Genomic DNA, 17,138 nt, shown 5'->3' on the forward strand with positions numbered 1-17,138 from the left:
GGCGGATCCGTACGTCCTGCCGTGTGCATCCTGCCCGTTGTTCATGCCCGCGGGAGCGGAATTCCTCCCGTCGCGGCGGGGGAACGCCGGCCGGCCGCCGTCAGGGCGAGCGTGACGGTGACGGACGCGAGGGCCATCACGGCCATCGCCGTGGCGGGCGAGGTGAGTTGGGCGAGGGAACCGGCGAGCGCGGCCGCGACGCCCTGGAGGGTCAGCATGCCCGAGGAGTGCAACCCGAGGGCGTGGCCGCCGAGTTCGGGTGGGGTGAGCTCCATCAGGCGTTCCTGCTGGACGAGGCTCGCGCCGAAGCCGACGGAGGCGAGAGCGGCACAGCAGGCGGCGAGCACCAGGGGCGGGTGGAGGAGGAAGAGGGCGTACGGGGCGGCGAGGAGCAGGAGCAGCGGGGTCGCCAGGCGCCGGCGCGCGGGGGCGGGCAGGAACCGGCCCACGGTCAGGTCGCCGGCCAGCATGCCCAGCGCGGCGCAGGCGAACAGCGGGCCCGCGGCGCCGGGGTCGTAGGCCACGAAGAGGGATTCGCAGCCGACGATCAGGCCGTTGGGGAGCCAGAGGCCCAGATAGGTGAGGCGGCGGGGGCGGGCGGACCACAGGACGGCGTTGGTGCGCCAGGTCGCGGCGGCGGAGGGGCGGCCCGTGGCGCGCGGCGGCCGGGCGGTCAGGCCCGTACGGGCCACGGCGGCGGCGAGGGCGTGGAGGAGGGCGGCGAGGAGGAGGGCGGTGCGCGGGGGGAGCGTGGTGAGCAGGGCGCCGCCGGTGGCGTACCCGGTGATCTGGGTGATGCCGCTCATCATGTTGAAGACCGAACGCCCGGGCAGATAGCGGTCGTCGGGCAGGATCTCGTGCAGCAGGCCCCAGCGGACGCCGCCGCCGAGCGAGGCGACGAGGCCCTGGAGGAGCACGATCGCGAAGACGGCTCCGAGCGGCAGACCGGGGGCGGCGAGCAGGGCCGTACCGGTGGCGAAGGACGCGGAGACGACGGTCAGGGTGGCGCGGGGCGAGAGCCGGTCGGCCCCGGACAGCAGCACGGTGGCGCCGAGGACCTGGGCGAGCGAGGGCCCGAACATGCTCACCGCGGAGAGGAACGGGGAGTCCGTCGCCCGGTAGACCAGTGTGGCGAGGGCGAGCCCGGCGAGGGTCTGGGCGGCGGTGTGGGCGGCGGAGGAGAGGAAGAGGGGGGTGAATTCGGGGGTGCGGAAGAGGTCGCCGTAGCGGGGGCGGGTGGGAGGGGTGGAGGGCGGAGTGGAGGGAGGAGTGGACATGGACGGAGCCTGGGGGGGGCCGGGAGCGGTGGTTAATGTTTCGTGTGACGGCGAAAGGTGCGGGGCGGGCGGAGGCGGGGGCATGGGGTGGTGGCAGCTGAACGCGGACACGCTCGCGCGCAGCCGGTTCGTGGTGTCGCCGTCGGCGGAGACGTTCGCGAGTCTGAAGCTGCTGCACGCGGGGACGGGCGCGCATCCCGGGGAGTCGGCGTGGCTGCGGCGGCATCTGCCCGCGTACCGGGCGCGACTGGCGGCGGATCCCGTGACGGCGCGGCTGGTGCGGGCCGGGCTGGGGAGGGACTGGATCGCGGACTTCCTGACGCCGACGCCCCGCGACGGCGAGAGCTTCGCGCAGGGCGTGGCGCGGGTGCGGGCGACGGGGGCGGCGCAGGCGCGGGCGCAGCTGCGGGTCTCGGTGGGCGGGGCGCTGCCGGCGGCGCTGGAGGGCCGGGACGATCTGCCGGAGCGGGCCGCGGTGCTGCTGGAGTGGGTGTGGGGGGAGACGGTGCTGCCGTACTGGGACCGGCGGCGCCGGGTGCTGGAGGCGGATGTGGTCGCGCGGACGGCCCAGGTGAGCCGGGGCGGGTGGGCGGCGGTGCTGGACTCGCTGCGGCCGGGGACGCGATGGCTCGGGGAGAGCCGGTTCCAGGTGAACCGGCATGAGTATCCGCCCCGGGAGATATCGGGGGCGGAACTGGTCTTCGTCCCGGTGACGCCGGTGACGGGGTGGGTGGCGTGGGAGGAGCGGGAGCGGTACGCGGTGGTCTATCCGTGTAGGGGCGCGCTGACGGTGGGGGCGGACGTACCGGCGGGCCTGGGCGCGTTGCTGGGGGCGGCGCGGGCGAGAGTGCTGGTCCTGCTGGGGAACCCGCTGAGCACGACCCAGCTGGTGGCGCTGACGGGGCAGGGGCTGGGCTCGGTGGGCCGCCATGTACGGGTCCTGAGGGAGGCGGGCCTGGTGGAGGGCCACCGCTCGGGCCGCTCGGTGCTGTACGCGCGGACGTCGGCGGGGGAGGTGCTGGTGGAAGCGGCAGGTCAGGGAAGCGGCCCGGCCTGAGGGCCCCGCCCGAGATCACGGAGGCGGCCGGATCTGAGGGCCCCGCGTCCACCGTTAGGCTCCCGGTATGACTACTTCCCCCCTCGCTGTCGAGATCGGCGCCCTCAAGGGTGGCTCCGCGGACCTCGCCCAGTACACCGGCCGTGCCGTCCTGATCGTCAACGTCGCCTCCAAGTGCGGCCTCACCCCGCAGTACACGGGCCTGGAGCGGCTCCAGGAGCGGTACGCCGCCAAGGGCTTCACGGTGCTCGGCGTCCCCTGCAACCAGTTCCTCGGCCAGGAGCCCGGCACCGCCGAGGAGATCGCCGAGTTCTGCTCCGCCACCTACGGCGTCACCTTCCCGCTGACCGAGAAGGTCGACGTCAACGGCGACGAGCGGCACGCCCTCTACACCCGCCTCGTCGACTTCGCCGACGCCGAGGGCCACACCGGCGACATCCGCTGGAACTTCGAGAAGTTCCTCATCGGCCGCGACGGCACCGTCGTCGCCCGTTTCTCCCCGCAGACCGAGCCCGAGGCCGACGAGATCGTCGCCGCGATCGAGGCCCAGCTCGCCTGATCCGGGCCGGGTTGACCTTGCCCCTGGGGCAGGCCCGAGTCTTCCGTCACCGGGCCGACCGAGCCCGGTGACGGAGGAAGAGGCCATGGACGAGCTGCTCACCATCGGTGTGTTCGCCGCCCGCGCCCGGCTGTCCGCCAAGGCCCTGCGGCTGTACGACCGGCTCGACCTGCTGCCCCCGGCACATGTCGACACGGCCACCGGCTACCGCTACTACCGCGCCGACCAGGTCGAGCGGGCCCGTCTGGTGGCGCTGCTGCGCCAACTGGACATGCCGCTCACCCGGATCGCCGAGGTGGTCACGGCCGACGGCGACAAGGCCGCCGCCCTGCTCGCCGCCTACTGGGCGGACGTGGAGGAACGGGTCTCGGCCCGGCGGGCGCTCGCCGAGTACCTCCGTGGACGACTGTCGGGGAGGAGCTCCGAGATGTACGGCAGGTTCGAGATCGAGACCGTCGATGTGCCCGAGCAGGTGGTGATCAGCGAGACGCGGCACGCGCTCGCGGATGAACTGCCCTCCTGGATCCCGGAGTCGCTGGACCGGCTGGAGCAGGCCGCCCAGGAGCACTGCGGGGGCGTGAGCGCGGCGCCGTTCGTCGTGTACTTCGCCGAGGTGACCATGGAGAGCGACGGCCCGCTGGAGACCTGCGTGCCGGTCGCCGACGAGGCGGCGGCCCGGGCGTGGGCGGCGGCGCAGGGGCGGGCACGGCAGCCGCAGGTGCGGGTGGAGCCGGCCCGCCGGATCGCGTACACCCGGATCAGGAAGGCGCAGGTCGCGCAGCCGCAGATCGTCGCCGCGTACGAGGCCGTGGAGGAGTGGATGCGGCGGGAGGGCCTGGACTACGACGGCCCGTGCCGCGAGATCTACTTCGCCGACTGGGACACGGCGGGCCCGGAGGACCCGGTGTGCGACGTGGCGTTCCCGGTGAAGCAGGTTCGGTGACAAAGCCGAACCCCCTCGGCAAGGACGGCGATCTTGTCGAGAGGGCTCTGTCGGTGATGCCTATGAAGTTGTGCTGGGACTCCGCTATTTGACCGATGCCACGAAGGTGTTCCACGCCTCGGCGGGGAACACCAGGATCGGACCGGCGGGCTCCTTGGAGTCCCGGACGGCCAGTGCCGACGGGACGGGTGACTTGACTTCGACGCACTCGCCGTTGCCGATGGAGTAGGAGGACTTGGTCCACACGTTCGTGGACCCCTGCGGAATTGCCATGATCGCTCCGGTAGCCAGTCCTTGCGCATTCACGCCAAGGATGTTGCTGGATGGCGCAAACGACGCTACTCGCAGGCACCCAATGGTGGCGCGATCATTCACTCGACCGGATGGCATATTCCAGGGGAGTCTTCCACTGAAGCCGGTTGATCGTGTAGAGTCCGGCCCCCTCCGTCGGGGACCCTAACGCGCGTACTCCTTGGCGACGTCCTGGATGAGGCGGAGCGACTGGTCCACGTTCAGGGCCTGGGCGCGCAGGTGTTCGTACATCACCGTGTACTGCTGCACCTCCGGCGGCTTCTCCATGTACACATCGCTGGTGACGCCCTCGATGTAGACGACGCTCGAATCCACCGCGTCGGGGAACTCCAGGATCGCGTACTGGCCGTTCAGGCCGGGATGCGCGCCCACCTCGAACGGCAGTACCTGCACGGTGACATGGGGCAGCTGGGACACTTCCACCAGGTGTTCCAGCTGCTCGCGCATCAACTGCTTGTTGCCGACCAGTCGGCGCAGCGCGGCCTCGTCCAGGACCGTCCACAGGCGCAACGGGTCCTTCTCCGCGGTGATGCGGTCCTGACGCCGCAGCCGGACCTGCACCCGCTTCTCGATCTCGGCCGCCGCGGTCTCCGGCAGCGCCCCCGTGATGACGGCCTCGGCGTACTCGCGCGTCTGGAGCAGTCCGGGAATGACCTGCGGAGCGAAGATCCGAAGACTCGCCGCGTCCGTCTCCAGGCCGATGTAGACGCTGTACGGGACATCGCCGAAGACATGCCACCAGCCCTGCTGGCGCGACTCCTTGGCCATCTGCATCAGCGAATCGACGAGCCGCTGATCCTCGACCTCGTACACCTCGCACAGGTCCCGGACGTCCCGTTGGCTGATGCTGCGTCGGCCGTTCTCCAACCGGCTGATCTTCGACTGGGACACCAGCAGGCGCGCCGCCACCTGCTCGGCCGTCATCTTCTTCTCCTCGCGGAGTTTGCGCAGTTCCATGCCCAGCCGGCGTCGGCGCACGGTGGGGTTGGTGTTGGACGCCACGGGACGTGCACCTCCGGCTGTGTACTTGTACGTAGCACTTTGCGTATCCGCTGTTGAGCAGACTGCCACCAAGTCCCGCGCCACCGCTGGAAAACAAGGGATATGCGGCCGGTGCGCGACGGTTCGGGGCGATTCGGGGCGGGACATGCGTGCGCGCGGGGCGCGGAGCCGTCGTCGGTGACGAACGGCTCCCGCACCCCGCGCGGACGCGGCGGCTCCCGGAACGGGTCCTGCGGTGGTCGTGCTCTCGCGTGTCTCGGCCTCGGCTCAGTGGGCCACGACACGCGCCATCGTGCTGTGGTGCGGCTGCACCGGAACGCCACGGGCGGGTTCCGCTGCCTGCCGCACCCCGGGTCCGGCCTGCCGGCCGGCCGGTGCCCCGCCACGGCGCGGCTGTGCTGCCGCCCCGTTCTGGACGTCCATCACGGCGTGCGCCACGAGGCCGCCCATCGGGTCGTGCCTGATCAGATCCCGCAGCCGGGAGCGGGACGAGCGTCCCTCATTGCCCGGATACAGGTGCTTGCCGAGGCCGACCGCGTGGGCCAGGGCGGCGAGCGCCGCGGTCCTCGGGTCCGGCGGTACGCCGGTGCGGATCGCCGAGTCCAGCCGTGCCCTGATCTCACGGCTGATCGCGGTGTCCGTCGCCTGGTAGCGCGTCGTCGGCAGCACTCCGCACATCTGGCCGGGCACGGCGGCGACCATGCCGCACCGCTCCAGATGCGAGAGGTAGGTCTGGCGGAGCCCGAGACGCGGCCCGCCGATCCAGTGGACCGCACGCACGGGAGCGCCACGCCTTCGCAGCAACTCCAACGCGCAGTCCAGGGTTGGATCTCCAGTCGGCCGTGGGGCTACCACGGCGATACGATCCCCGTCTGGGGCTATCCGTCCGGCCAACGCCAGCTCCACTAGCTGTGCTCCGGCCAGACCGAGGTCGAGCGACTGCGGCTGTGCAGTGGTACCCGTGGCCGGGTCCAATGCCAGCAGCAGAAGCTCCTCCGGAAGTGTTCTGCGGCTCCTGCCCATCCATGCCTCCCCGCGTGGATGAAAGACAGGGTGACCCCTCTCACATTGGTCTGTCGAGGGTGCGTGACCTGTTTGTAAGGGAACCGGCAGGTATGTCGTTCTCGTCTATCGGCTCAGGCGAGGCCGCACACAGGACACTGGTACATGGTTCGGACAGGGCGGTGGAGCCGTGGTCCGGCGGGGCGGTACACCGTACGCGTCGGCCATACGGGGTCGTACGGGTTGGGTAATCGAGGAGGCATCGGTGGCGGGCGAGTCCCCCGACAGGTCGAAGCAGCGCGAGTCGTCGACAGAATCGACGTCGGGGAGCGCGGGTCCGGTTCCCGAGGCACGCGATCCGCGGGTCGCGGTGACGCGGGAGGGGTCCTCCGGGGGGCGCGGGGGTGTGGATACGGCCACGCGCGTGTTCTCGGTACGGGAGCTCACGGCGGAGGACGTCCCGGAGGTGGAGTCCGAGGACGCGGCTGAGGGCACGTCCGGGGGGAACGCCGACTCCGGTACCCCGGGCCCCGCCAACGGCGCCGAGAAGCCCACGCAGACGGCTTCCCGGGCCAAGGGAGCCCCTTCGTGGGCCCGCCGCGAGGAAACCGCTGCCGCGGAGGCCGCCTCCGAGGACGAGGCGAGCACCGACGCCGAGGAAGACACCCCGGCTTCCGAGGACGTCCCCGCGCCCGTCGATCAGGCCACCGCCGTGTTCAAGGCCGTACGCCCCAAGCCGGCCGTGGACCAGCCGACCACCATGCTCAAGCTGGGCGACGCCCTCAAGAACCCGAAGCGGGCGGAGGGGGCTGCCGCGGAGAAGGCCGACGCGGAGAAGGCCGACGCGGAGAAGGCCGACGCGGAGAAGGCCGACGCGGAGAAGGCCGACGCGGAGCCGAAGGACAACCCCAAGCCGGGGCCGGAGGCCAAGGCCGACCAGGACGCCGAGCGCGAGCCGGAAGCGAAGGCGAAGGGCACGGACGCGCCCAAGGGCGAGGGCGCGACCCGAGGCAAGGGCGACACCCAGGCCAAGGCCGAGCCCCAGGACAAGGCCGAGGCCCAGAGCACGGGCGCCACCGAGGGCGAGGGCGCGACCCGGGACAAGGTCGAACCCCAGGACAAGACCCAGCCCAAGGGCGAGGGCACGACCCGAGGCAAGGGCGACACCCAGGCCAAGGCCGAGGCCCAGAGCACCGGCGCCACCCAGGGCGAGGGCCCGACCCGGGACAAGGCCAAGCCCAAGGGCGAGGGCGCGACCCGAGGCGAGGGCGACACCCAGGCCAAGGCCGAGCCCCAGGCCAAGGCCGAGGCCCAGAGCACCGGCGCGACCCAGGGCGAGGGCCCGACCCGAGACAAGGCCGACACCCACGCCAAGGCCGAGCCCCAGGACAAGGCCGCACCCCAGGAGGACACGAAGCCCGCCGAGGACGCGAAGTCCCACGGCAAGGCCGGCGCCGGTGCCAAGGCCGCGCCCGAGGGCGGCAAGGCGGGCGCCGTCGACTCCAAGACCACCACCCTGAGGACCCGCCCGGCCACCGACGCCAAGGCCACCTCCCCGAAGCCCGGCACCCCGGCCGCCGACAGCACGGCACCGAAGCCCGGCGCCGCAGCCGACCCCAAGTCCGGCACCCCCGCCGACGGCGGCAAGGACCCCAAGCCCGGCACGGCAGCCGACCCCAAGCCCAGCACCCCCGTCGACCCCAAGCCCCGCACCCCCGTCGACCCCGAGCGCACCAGCAAGTTCGTTGCTCTCAAGCCGTTGGACGGGCCCAAGAGCGGGGGCGGTGACGCCACTGCCGTCGTGCCGCAGATCGGGCCCGAGCGGACTACTCAGCAGCCGTTGCCGCCCAAGCCGCCGCTCGATCTGCTGGCCGAGCTGACGAACACTCCCCCGCCGCCGCCCACCCCGCTGCGCACGGTCGTGCGGCGGGTCAAGATCTGGACGCCGCTCGTCATCCTGCTGGCGATCGTCTTCGCGGTCGTACAGACTCTGCGTCCGCTCCCCGAGCCCACGCTCGACCTGACCGCGCAGTCGACGTTCACCTTCGACGGCGGCAAGGTCGACATCCCGTGGCCGAGCCAGGGCCAGGCCGCGCTGGACGTTCAGGGCATCGGCACGTTCGGTTCCTCCGGCGACCAGAAGCCCGTACCGATCGCGAGCGTCGCCAAGGTGATGACCGCGTATCTGATCCTGCGCGAGCACCCGCTCAAGAGCGGCGCCAAGGGCCCGATGATCAAGATCGATCAGCTGGCCGAGGACCAGTCGGACGCGGGGCCGGAGTCGACCGTCCCGGTGTACGCCGGTGACTCGTTCTCCGAGCGCGAGGCGCTTCAGGCCGTGCTGCTGGCCTCCGCGAACAACGTGGCCCGGCTCCTCGCCCGCTGGGACGCCGGTTCGGAGAAGGCGTTCGTGGCGAAGATGAACGCCGCCGCCAAGGACCTGGGCATGACCAACACGACGTACACCGACCCCTCGGGCCTGAACAACACGACGGTCAGCACCGCCGTCGACCAGGTCAAGCTGGCGAAGGCCGCGATGACCGAGCCCGCGTTCCGCGAGGTCGCGGCGATGATGGAGTACTACGACTACAAGGGTGTCAAGCAGCGCAACTGGAACGACCTGGTCGGCCACCACAACGTGGTCGGCATCAAGACCGGCACCACCACCTCCGCGCTCGGCAACCTTGTCTTCGCCGCGAAGAAGGAGGTCAACGGCGAGAACCGGACCATCATCGGCGCGGTGCTGCGCCAGCCGGACGTGGGCCACGGCATCCTCGCGTCCGCCCTGGACTCCGGCGACAAGCTGATCCGGGCCGCGCAGGGCGCCCTGGAGTCGGCGAAGATCCTGAAGCGGGGCGATGTCGTGGGGTACGTGGACGACGGCCTGGGCGGCCGTACGCCCGTCGTGGTCACCAAGGACGTCTCGGCGGCCGGCTGGGCGGGCCTGAAGGTGAAGCTGTCCTTCGCCCACGGCGAGCTGCCGCGCTCGGCGAAGGCGGGCACCCAGGTCGGCACCCTGACCGTGGGCGACGGCGGCACCAGCGGCGCCGTCACGGTCCCGGTGGCGCTCCAGAAGGACCTGAGCGAGCCGGGCTTCGCCGACAAGCTGACCCGGCTGGGCTGAGCGCCCCCGGCGCACGCCCCACTCACCCCGTCGAGGCGCCCCCACCAGGGGGCCGCCCGGCGGGGTGCGTGCTAGTTTCACGAAACGGACAGGTCGCTGACCCGGCGGCCGTGAAGCGGAAGCGGACACCCGGCTTCCGACAGCAGAAGACGGGACACGGGGAGTGCCTACAGGTGGCCACAGCGGAGCCGACACGCACCGACGACACCGGTCCGGACCAGGACGCCGGCCCGCGAATACGGGTGCCCGCGTCGCCGTCCGGTGACCGCCCGAACCCCGCTCTTCGCACCCTCCGCACGCTGACCGCCTTCCTCCGGCGGCATCTCGTCCTCTCCGTCACCGCCCTCTCGGGCGTTCTGCACCTCGTCTGGTTCTTCACGTTCGCGAACAGTGGCGGCGATCTCGCCGCGCAGGACGCGTGGGCCGAGTTCGTCGGCCGGCACCCCGACTCCGCGTACAACCTCGCCTGGTACGGCGGCATGCACCCGGTGTCGTACAGCGTGGTCTCGCCGTATCTGATGTCCGTGCTCGGCGTCCGTACGACGATGATGATCGCCGGGACGATCTCCGCGAGCCTGCTGGCGCTGATCCTGCTGCGCTGCCGGCCCGTGAAGAAGCCGCTGTGGCCGGCGCTGGCCGGGGTCTTCGCCTTCCTCTGCAACGCCGCCTCGGGCCGGGTGACCTTCGGCCTCGGCACCATGTTCGCGCTGGGCGCGGTGGCCGTGGTGTTCTGCTGGCCGCACAAGTGGCGGTACAAGCGCTGGGCCAAGGCCCTGTGCGCCGCTCCCCTCGCCGCGCTGGCGACCATGTCGTCGCCGGTGGCCGGTCTCTTCGTGGGGCTGATCGCCGTCGCGCTGTTCCTGCAGAAGCGGCGGCCCGGCGCCTGGGCGCTCGGTCTCGCCCCGGCCGCCGTCGTCGCGGTGTCGGCGTGGCTGTTCCCCTTCTCCGGCACCCAGCCGATGGCCTTCGGCTCGACGGTGCTGCCGCTTCTGTACGCGGGGCTCGCGTTCTTCCTCGTGCCGCGTGCCTGGAAGACCGTGCGGATCACCTCGGCGGTGTACGGGATCTCGGTGCTCGCGGTGTTCGTCGTCAGCTCGCAGATCGGGTCGAACATCACGCGGCTCGCGATGCTCTTCGGTGGTGTGGTGCTGGCGTGCGCGCTGCCGTTCGCGGTGCCGCGCTCCCTGAAGTGGTACGCGATCGTCCTGGCGTCGGCCGGGTTCGTCGTCTGGATCGGCTTCAAGTCGGTCGACGACGTCGTCCGGACGACGCCCGCGGCGTCCTGGGCGCGTGAGCTGGCACCGCTCGTCAACGAGCTCCAGGGCGTGGGCGCCGCGAAGGGCCGCGTCGAGGTGGTACCGGCCCGCTCGCACCGGGAGGCGGCCGCGCTCGCGCCGTACTTCAACCTGGCGCGCGGCTGGAACCGGCAGGCCGACATGGAGCGCAACCCGCTCTTCTACGACGACACCCTGAACTCGGCGAACTACCACGAGTGGCTCCAGCGGTGGGCCGTGCGCTATGTGGTGCTGCCGAAGGACAAGCCGGACGGGGACGGCGGGGAGCGCGAGCGGGAGCTGGTGCAGCGCGGGCTGCCGTATCTCCAGCAGGTCTGGGGCGACGCCAACTGGCAGCTGTTCCGGGTGACCGATCCGTCGCCGCTGGCCGAGCCGTACGCGAACGTGCTGCGGGCCGAGCAGGGCGAGTGGACGATCGATGTGCGCAGGTCCGGGCCGATCCTGATCCGGATGCCGTACTCGCCGTGGCTGAGCATCGTCGACGAGCACGGCAAGCGGCTGAAGGCGCCGCAGGAGACGGAGGCGTCCAAGCACCGGGCCGAGGGCGAGCCGAAGGCGTTCGACAACGTCAACGGCTGTCTGATGGAGACGGAGGAGGACGCCCAGGGCGACAAGTGGACGATGCTGCTGGCGCCGAAGGCGGGCACGTATCGTCTGGCGGCGCCCTATCAGCTGCCGCGGGGCACGCCGTGCCCGGACGAGCTGAAGGAAGCGGTCAGGTCGTCGGTGTCGTCGGAGTCGTCGCAGTAGCGCTCAGCGGAGGCGGTCGACGTAGCGGTCGGTGCCGGGGACCGTGGGGATGAAGGGGGCCAGCAGTTCGAGGCGCCCGAGGCCCCACTCGGTGAGCCGCGCCTCCGCCTCCCCGGCGGCGAAGTGGGTCTCCCAGCACTCCCGGGGGTCGGCTTCCAGGAACCACAGCAGGGTCAGGCGGGTGTCCACGCCCTCGACCTGCTTGACGTAGGTCATGCGGTCCAGGGGCAGCGGGGTGGGGCGGAAGACCGTCACCAGCGCGGCCGGGGAGCCGGCGAGGCGCTTGGGGAGGTGGCGGGCGCGCAGCCATTCCACGAGGTCGGCGCGGGCCTGCGGTGACTCGGCGTCGATGACTTCCAGGACCAGGCCGGCGTAGGGGTGGTCGAGGGCGTGGAGGTCGCGGGGTCCGGCGGCGCCGTCGCGGTAGACGGTCGTCTCGTGGTCCTGGAACGCGGTGAAGACGTGGGTGCGGTCCTGGTAGACGCGGGCGTCGCGGTTGAGGCGTCGGTTGATGGCGACGGTCCAGCGCATGTGGTCGGCGTAGCGGCCGTCGGTGATCCAGTAGGTGGAGAGGTAGCAGCCCGCCGTGACGGGCTGGGCGACGGCCGACTTCTCGGGGCGGCGCAGCAGTTGGAGGTCCCGGGTGGCGACCCAGCGGCGGCCCGCGAACATCCAGGGCATCGCCATCGCGCCCGCGTAGTAGTGGTCGTCCTCGTACCAGCGGTTGTACGCGTACTCGTGGCCGGGGTGCGGTTCGACCATGGTGATCAGGGCGTGGCCCGGGTGGACGCCGTACGGTCCTACGGCGGCCAGTTCGGCGTACAGCTCGCTGCGGGTGTCGTCGCTCACGCTGTTCCCCTTTCCTGCGGTCGCCCATACTCTGACGCTCCGTCAGATAGAGCGCCAGAGGCGGGAGGCAGGGATGTCACTGCTCGCGGGCAGGACGGTGGTCGTTTCCGGGGTCGGGGCCGGGCTCGGCCATCAGGTCGCGGCGGCCGTCGTACGGGACGGCGGGAACGCGGTGCTGGGGGCGCGGACCGAGGCGAATCTCGCGAAGAGCGCGGCGGAGATCGACCCGGAGGGCACGCGCACGGCGTACCGGGCGACCGACATCACCGACGAGGCGCAGTGCGAGGCGCTGGCGGGGCTCGCGGTGCAGCGGTTCGGCGGGATCGACGCGCTGGTGCAGGTCGCCGCGTGGGACTCCTACTTCGGCGGGGTGGCGGACGCGGACTTCGCGACCTGGCAGCAGGTCATCGACGTGAACCTGCTGGGGACGCTGCGGATGACGCGGGCCTGTCTGCCGGGGCTGAGGGAGCGGGGTGGCGGATCGGTGGTCTTCATCGGGACGCAGTCGGCGGTGGCCGCGCCCTCACAGGTGCGCCAGGCGGCGTACGCGGCCTCCAAGGGGGCGCTGACCAGCGCGATGTACTCGCTGGCGCGGGAGCTCGGGCCGGAGCGCATCCGGGTCAACACCGTGCTGCCGGGCTGGATGTGGGGGCCGCCGGTGCGGGCGTACGTGCAGTTCAGCGCGCAGACCGAGGGGGTCACCGAGGAGGCGGTGCTGGGGCGGCTGACCGAGCGGATGGCGCTGCCCGAGCTGGCGACGGACGGGGATGTCGCGGACGCGGCGGTGTTCCTGGCGTCGGACCGTGCCCGGGCCATCACCGGACAATCACTGCTGGTCAACGCCGGGGAGCTGATGCGGTGAGTTCATGTAGATGAACAAGAGCCAACATGTCGAATGATTTTACCCTCCCTTGGCCTTCCGCTCGCTTGTCGTGTCCACGCGGCGATGCCCACGATGAGCGCCGGGCTGAACCCTGGGAGGGCGCATATGAACGGTCTCGACTGGGCCGTGCTCATCGGCTACTTCGGCGTCATGGTCGCCATCGGCGTCTGGTCGCACCAACGGGTCGACGACGTCAGCGACTTCTTCACCGCCGGCGGCAGGATGCCCTGGTGGCTGTCCGGCATCTCCCACCACATGTCGGGCTACAGCGCGGTGATGTTCACCGGCTACGCCGGCATCGCCTACACCTACGGCGTCACCTCCTTCGTCACCTGGTCCTTCCCGATCGCGCTCGGCATCGCCATCGGCTCCAGGCTGTTCGCGCCGCGCATCAACCGGCTGCGCTCCCGGCTGGGTGTGGCCTCCCCGCTGGAGTATCTGAAGAACCGTTACAACCTGGGCACGCAGCAGGCCTTGGCGTGGTCCGGCATGCTCCTGAAGATCGTGGACGTGGGCGCGAAGTGGGCGGCGATCGCCACGCTCCTGTCCGTCTTCACCGGGGTATCGCTGAACCAGGGCATCCTCATCACCGGCGCCATCACCGCCGTGTACTGCACGATCGGCGGGCTGTGGGCGGACGCGCTGACCGAGCTGGGCCAGTTCGTCATCCAACTCCTCGCCGGGATCGCGATGTTCGTCGCGGTCGTGCTGAAGCTGGACGACAAGGGCATCGGCTTCCTCGGCGCCTGGGACGAACCCGCCCTGCACGGCCACGGCAAACCCCTCGTCGGCCCCTACGGCACGGTGTTCCTGCTCGCCTTCCTCTTCATCAAGCTCTTCGAGTACAACGGCGGCATGCTCAACCAGGCCCAGCGGTACATGGCCACGGGCAGCGCGCGGGAGGCCGAGCGGTCGGCGCGGCTGTCGGCGGCGCTGTGGCTGGTGTGGCCGCTGGTGCTCTTCTTCCCCATGTGGATGTCACCGCTGCTGGTGACCTCGAAGAAGCCCGACGGTTCGGACGCGTACGCCCTGATGACCGAACAGCTCCTGCCGCACGGCCTGCTGGGCTTGGTGGTCGTCGGCTTCTTCTCCCACACGATGGCGATGTGCTCCTCCGACGCCAACGCCATCGCCGCCGTCTTCACCCGGGACTGCGCGCCGGTGGTGTGGCGCAGGGCGCGGACATGGACCCAGGGCCAGGGCCTGCGGGCCGCGCGCCTCACCACGGTGGTCTTCCTCGGCCTCTCCATGGCGGCGGCCACGCAGGTCAACTCCCCCGCGTTCAAGGACATCATCACCGTCGTCATCAAGTGGGTGGCCGGGCTGATGGGACCGATGGCGATCCCGATGATGCTGGGCCTGCTCCGCCCGTTCCGCCGCTCCGGCCCGACGGCGGCGCTGACCAGCTGGTCGATGGGTCTGCTGGCCTTCTGGCTGGTCAACTACCCGATCAACTGGAACGTCGACGGAGGCGTCCCGCTCCAGTACCAGGTCTCCATCCCCCTGGCGGTCTCCCTGGTCCTCTACATCCTGATCGGCTTCATCAAGCCGGAGGACACCCCGGAGCGCCTGGCGATCATCGAGAAACTGAACTCGGACGACGACGGGGCGACGGCGGCGATCCCGGGACAGAGGGACGCGATGGCGGCAAACCCCTAACGGGGATACCGCGCCAACCACCCCGCCGCGGCCCCCGCAGGGCTGTGCAGGGCCGGGCCCTGGGTCATCTCCATCGCGAAATCGTCGGCGAGTTCCAGGATCGTGGGACGGCCCTCCAGCTCGGCCAGCCAGGCCGGGGGGAGGGCCGTCTCGCCGTGCAGGGCGCCGAGGAGGGCACCGGTCAGGGTGGCCGTCACCGCCGAGGGGGCGCTCTGGTTCACCGCGAGACGCAGACCGTGGCGTACGTCCTCGGCGACGAGCGCGCAGTAGACCGCCGCCGCCAGGAGACCGGGCGCGCCGCCCTCCCCCGCCAGCTCCTCCACCCGCGCCGGGCTCGGCATGCCCTGGCGTACCGCGCCCAGCGCGTGCTGGAGGGCGGCGCTCACCGGCTCGTGCCCGGGGCGGACGGCCATCAGGGCGAGCGCCCGCTGCACCGCCGCGTCGAGGCTCTCGCCCCGCGCCAGCGCGTGCACCGTCACCGCGTACGCGCCCGCCGTCAGGCACGCCGTGGGGTGACCGTGCGTCTGGGCCGCGCACTCCAGCGCCAGCTGCGCCACCAGCTGCGGCTCCCAGCCCACCAGCAGGCCGAAGGGCGCCGAGCGGGCCGCCGGCTCCGGTCCGTCCTCGGCCGGGTTCTTGGGCACGTCCAGCGTGCCCATGGTGTCGTCGCCGAGTCCGAGCAGCAGCGGCCTGGTCGGGTCCCGGCGGGCGTACAGCCACTCCTCGCGGGCCAGCCAGCCGTCGTCCTTGCGGCGCTCGTCGGGACCCCAGTCGCGCTGGGTCGCCGCCCACCGCAGATACGCCCGGTGCAGATCGGTCGGCGGATGCCAGGCCCCGGTGTCCCTGCGCACCTGCGCGCGGATCAGCCCGTCGACGGTGAACAGGGAGAGCTGCGTGAGGTGGGTGACGGCGCCGCGCCGCCCGTAGGCGGGGATCAGGTCGACGACGCCCTCGGGTCCGCACGCGCCCCGGATGTCCTCCACCGTCAGCCGGTCGACCGGCGCCCCCAGCGCGTCCCCGAGGGCCCCGCCCAACAAGGTGCCCCGCACCCGGCTGCGGAAGTCCTGCTGTTCGGCACGGCCCCAGATGGGCCCGGCTGTCGCACCCACCAAGACCTCCCCACCCTCACCCCGCGCATGTCCACAACAGTTCAGCACTGTAATCGCACGGAGACGGTCGGTTCCGGGAGAGAAACAGTGGGTGAGATGTGGGGAAGATGAGCGGGAACGGTCCAGGACGGTCGCTTATCGGCCAAGGTCGGGACCTGCGGGTCATGGTCTGACGCGACGCGGCCTCAACTCGGCCCAGACCGTCTTCGCGCCCGCCGGTGCCGGTGTCACGCCCCAGCGTTCCGCGTACGCGGCGACGATCAGCAGGCCCCGGCCGCCGGTCTCCGCAGACCCGCTCTCCGGGTCCGGGAGTCGTGGGACCCGGTCGCCCCGGGCGTCGGTCACCTCGATACGGAGGGTGTCGTCGCCCAGCAGCTTCAGCTCCAGCCGGAAATCCCGGCCCGGTACGTACCCGTGCAGCACGGCGTTGGACGCCAGTTCCGCCATCACCTGGGAGGCGTCCGCGAACGGCCGCCCCCACACCGCGAGTTGCCTCTCGGCCAGCAGCCTCGCCAGCCGTGCGCCTCTGCGCGTGGCCGACATCAGGACCGTGAAGTCGTCGGCCACGGCGACTTCCTGGGTGGAGTTTTTGACATTCACATCACTCAGGGTGGTCACCTCTTCCTACCCTGAACAGCAACGACCCGGGTACGGACTTGGCTGTACGGGCGCGGCTCGGGGTCGTACGGGGTCGTACGCATGAAAGGGCGGGCGTGGAGGACGAGGAGGCCCAGGCCGTACTCAAGTTGGTCGGGCGACAGATCAAGCTGTGGCGGGAAGCCGCCGGACTTAAGCAGTCGGAACTCGGGACCGCCATCCGCTACGGCACGGAGATGGTGGCGTCGGTGGAGCGCGGGCGGCGCATTCCCAAGCCCGACTTCCTGGACAGGGCCGACGAGGTTCTGGGTGCGGCCGGAAAGATCGCCGCCATGAAGGAGGACGTGGCGAAGGCTCGGTATCCGGCAAAAACGCGGGATCTAAAGGAGCTGGAGGATGAGTCCATAGAAATGGGGGCATACGCGAGCCTCCAGATCCATGGCTTGCTCCAGACTCCGGAATACGCACGGGCCTTGTACATGACGCGAAGGCCCGCGTGCACCGAGGCAGAGATCGACCACCTTGTGAACGAGCGCATGGCACGCAAGGCAGTCTTCGACCGAGCGCCACGACCTCAGGTGACTTTTGTGCAGGAAGAGTCGACGCTGCGGCGGCCCGTTGGTGGCAGAGTGGTGCTACGGCAGCAGCTTGAACACCTATTGGAGGTCGCCAACTTGCCGCACGTGGACCTCCAGGTGATGCCCATGGAGCACCAGGACC

Annotated in this window: 15 protein-coding genes; 8 read left to right on the forward strand and 7 right to left on the reverse strand. The window is 71.2% G+C overall.

The window, feature by feature from the left end; translation table 11 throughout:
- Positions 1–41: 41 nt before the first annotated feature.
- On the reverse strand, positions 42–1,277 hold the full coding sequence (locus ACZ5NW_RS30610; protein ID WP_468747207.1) for an MFS transporter: 1,236 nt from the start codon (positions 1,275–1,277) through the stop codon (positions 42–44).
- Between the two features lie 82 nt (positions 1,278–1,359).
- Between ACZ5NW_RS30610 and ACZ5NW_RS30615 the strand changes: the two genes are divergently transcribed.
- The 3 genes from ACZ5NW_RS30615 (at position 1,360) to ACZ5NW_RS30625 (ending at position 3,836) form a co-directional block, all read left to right on the forward strand.
- On the forward strand, positions 1,360–2,334 hold the full coding sequence (locus ACZ5NW_RS30615) for a winged helix-turn-helix domain-containing protein (RefSeq protein WP_468747208.1): 975 nt from the start codon (positions 1,360–1,362) through the stop codon (positions 2,332–2,334).
- 67 nt (positions 2,335–2,401) lie between these two features.
- Entirely contained in the window at positions 2,402–2,893 is a 492-nt protein-coding gene (locus tag ACZ5NW_RS30620; protein ID WP_468747209.1) for a glutathione peroxidase, read from the forward strand.
- 85 nt (positions 2,894–2,978) lie between these two features.
- Complete coding sequence (locus ACZ5NW_RS30625) at positions 2,979–3,836, forward strand: MerR family transcriptional regulator (RefSeq protein WP_468747210.1); 858 nt, start codon at positions 2,979–2,981, stop codon at positions 3,834–3,836.
- A gap of 84 nt (positions 3,837–3,920) precedes the next feature.
- On the opposite strand, the gene ACZ5NW_RS30630 is transcribed toward ACZ5NW_RS30625, so the two are convergent.
- The 3 genes from ACZ5NW_RS30630 to ACZ5NW_RS30640 form a co-directional block, all read right to left on the reverse strand.
- On the reverse strand, positions 3,921–4,109 hold the full coding sequence (locus ACZ5NW_RS30630) for a DUF397 domain-containing protein (protein ID WP_468747211.1): 189 nt from the start codon (positions 4,107–4,109) through the stop codon (positions 3,921–3,923).
- Between the two features lie 183 nt (positions 4,110–4,292).
- Positions 4,293–5,150 carry a helix-turn-helix domain-containing protein gene (locus ACZ5NW_RS30635; RefSeq protein ID WP_468747212.1) on the reverse strand — a complete coding sequence of 286 codons (858 nt, stop codon included), beginning with the start codon at positions 5,148–5,150 and terminating at the stop codon, positions 4,293–4,295.
- Between the two features lie 267 nt (positions 5,151–5,417).
- Positions 5,418–6,173 carry a GOLPH3/VPS74 family protein gene (locus tag ACZ5NW_RS30640; RefSeq protein WP_468747213.1) on the reverse strand — a complete coding sequence of 252 codons (756 nt, stop codon included), beginning with the start codon at positions 6,171–6,173 and terminating at the stop codon, positions 5,418–5,420.
- Between the two features lie 403 nt (positions 6,174–6,576).
- Here ACZ5NW_RS30640 and ACZ5NW_RS30645 point away from each other — a divergent pair, with 403 nt between their 5' ends.
- Both ACZ5NW_RS30645 and ACZ5NW_RS30650 read left to right on the forward strand, forming a co-directional pair.
- Complete coding sequence (locus ACZ5NW_RS30645) at positions 6,577–9,276, forward strand: D-alanyl-D-alanine carboxypeptidase (protein WP_468747214.1); 2,700 nt, start codon at positions 6,577–6,579, stop codon at positions 9,274–9,276.
- 173 nt (positions 9,277–9,449) lie between these two features.
- A complete protein-coding gene (locus ACZ5NW_RS30650; RefSeq protein ID WP_468747215.1) occupies positions 9,450–11,321 on the forward strand; it encodes an MFS transporter in 1,872 nt (623 codons plus the stop codon).
- A gap of 3 nt (positions 11,322–11,324) precedes the next feature.
- On the opposite strand, the gene ACZ5NW_RS30655 is transcribed toward ACZ5NW_RS30650, so the two are convergent.
- A complete protein-coding gene (locus ACZ5NW_RS30655) occupies positions 11,325–12,170 on the reverse strand; it encodes a hypothetical protein (RefSeq protein WP_468747216.1) in 846 nt (281 codons plus the stop codon).
- 73 nt (positions 12,171–12,243) lie between these two features.
- Here ACZ5NW_RS30655 and ACZ5NW_RS30660 point away from each other — a divergent pair, with 73 nt between their 5' ends.
- On the forward strand, positions 12,244–13,032 hold the full coding sequence (locus ACZ5NW_RS30660) for an SDR family oxidoreductase (RefSeq protein ID WP_468747217.1): 789 nt from the start codon (positions 12,244–12,246) through the stop codon (positions 13,030–13,032).
- Positions 13,033–13,158: 126 nt separating this feature from the next.
- Positions 13,159–14,712, forward strand: coding sequence for a sodium:solute symporter family protein (locus tag ACZ5NW_RS30665; RefSeq protein ID WP_468747218.1), 1,554 nt, complete (start codon positions 13,159–13,161; stop codon positions 14,710–14,712).
- On the opposite strand, the gene ACZ5NW_RS30670 is transcribed toward ACZ5NW_RS30665, so the two are convergent.
- Together ACZ5NW_RS30670 and ACZ5NW_RS30675 are read right to left on the reverse strand one after the other, a co-directional pair.
- On the reverse strand, positions 14,709–15,821 hold the full coding sequence (locus ACZ5NW_RS30670) for an ADP-ribosylglycohydrolase family protein (RefSeq protein WP_468747219.1): 1,113 nt from the start codon (positions 15,819–15,821) through the stop codon (positions 14,709–14,711). The two genes, ACZ5NW_RS30665 and ACZ5NW_RS30670, sit on opposite strands and share 4 nt — an antisense overlap.
- A 162-nt stretch (positions 15,822–15,983) precedes the next feature.
- A complete protein-coding gene (locus tag ACZ5NW_RS30675; RefSeq protein WP_468747220.1) occupies positions 15,984–16,421 on the reverse strand; it encodes an ATP-binding protein in 438 nt (145 codons plus the stop codon).
- Between the two features lie 113 nt (positions 16,422–16,534).
- Here ACZ5NW_RS30675 and ACZ5NW_RS30680 point away from each other — a divergent pair.
- On the forward strand, positions 16,535–17,138 hold a 604-nt coding region (locus ACZ5NW_RS30680; RefSeq protein WP_468747221.1), incomplete at its 3' end, for a helix-turn-helix domain-containing protein.

The sequence above is a fragment of the Streptomyces sp. NPDC032126 genome (assembly GCF_055580085.1).

Excerpts from the sequence above, each read along its gene's own strand:
- ACZ5NW_RS30610 (WP_468747207.1), bottom strand. The coding sequence starts at position 1,277 with ATGTCCACTCCTCCCTCCACTCCGCCCTCCACCCCTCCCACCCGCCCC.
- ACZ5NW_RS30615 (WP_468747208.1), top strand. The coding sequence starts at position 1,360 with ATGGGGTGGTGGCAGCTGAACGCGGACACGCTCGCGCGCAGCCGGTTC.
- ACZ5NW_RS30620 (WP_468747209.1), top strand. The coding sequence starts at position 2,402 with ATGACTACTTCCCCCCTCGCTGTCGAGATCGGCGCCCTCAAGGGTGGC.
- ACZ5NW_RS30625 (WP_468747210.1), top strand. The coding sequence starts at position 2,979 with ATGGACGAGCTGCTCACCATCGGTGTGTTCGCCGCCCGCGCCCGGCTG.
- ACZ5NW_RS30630 (WP_468747211.1), bottom strand. The coding sequence starts at position 4,109 with ATGGCAATTCCGCAGGGGTCCACGAACGTGTGGACCAAGTCCTCCTAC.
- ACZ5NW_RS30640 (WP_468747213.1), bottom strand. The coding sequence starts at position 6,173 with ATGGGCAGGAGCCGCAGAACACTTCCGGAGGAGCTTCTGCTGCTGGCA.
- ACZ5NW_RS30660 (WP_468747217.1), top strand. The coding sequence starts at position 12,244 with ATGTCACTGCTCGCGGGCAGGACGGTGGTCGTTTCCGGGGTCGGGGCC.
- ACZ5NW_RS30665 (WP_468747218.1), top strand. The coding sequence starts at position 13,159 with ATGAACGGTCTCGACTGGGCCGTGCTCATCGGCTACTTCGGCGTCATG.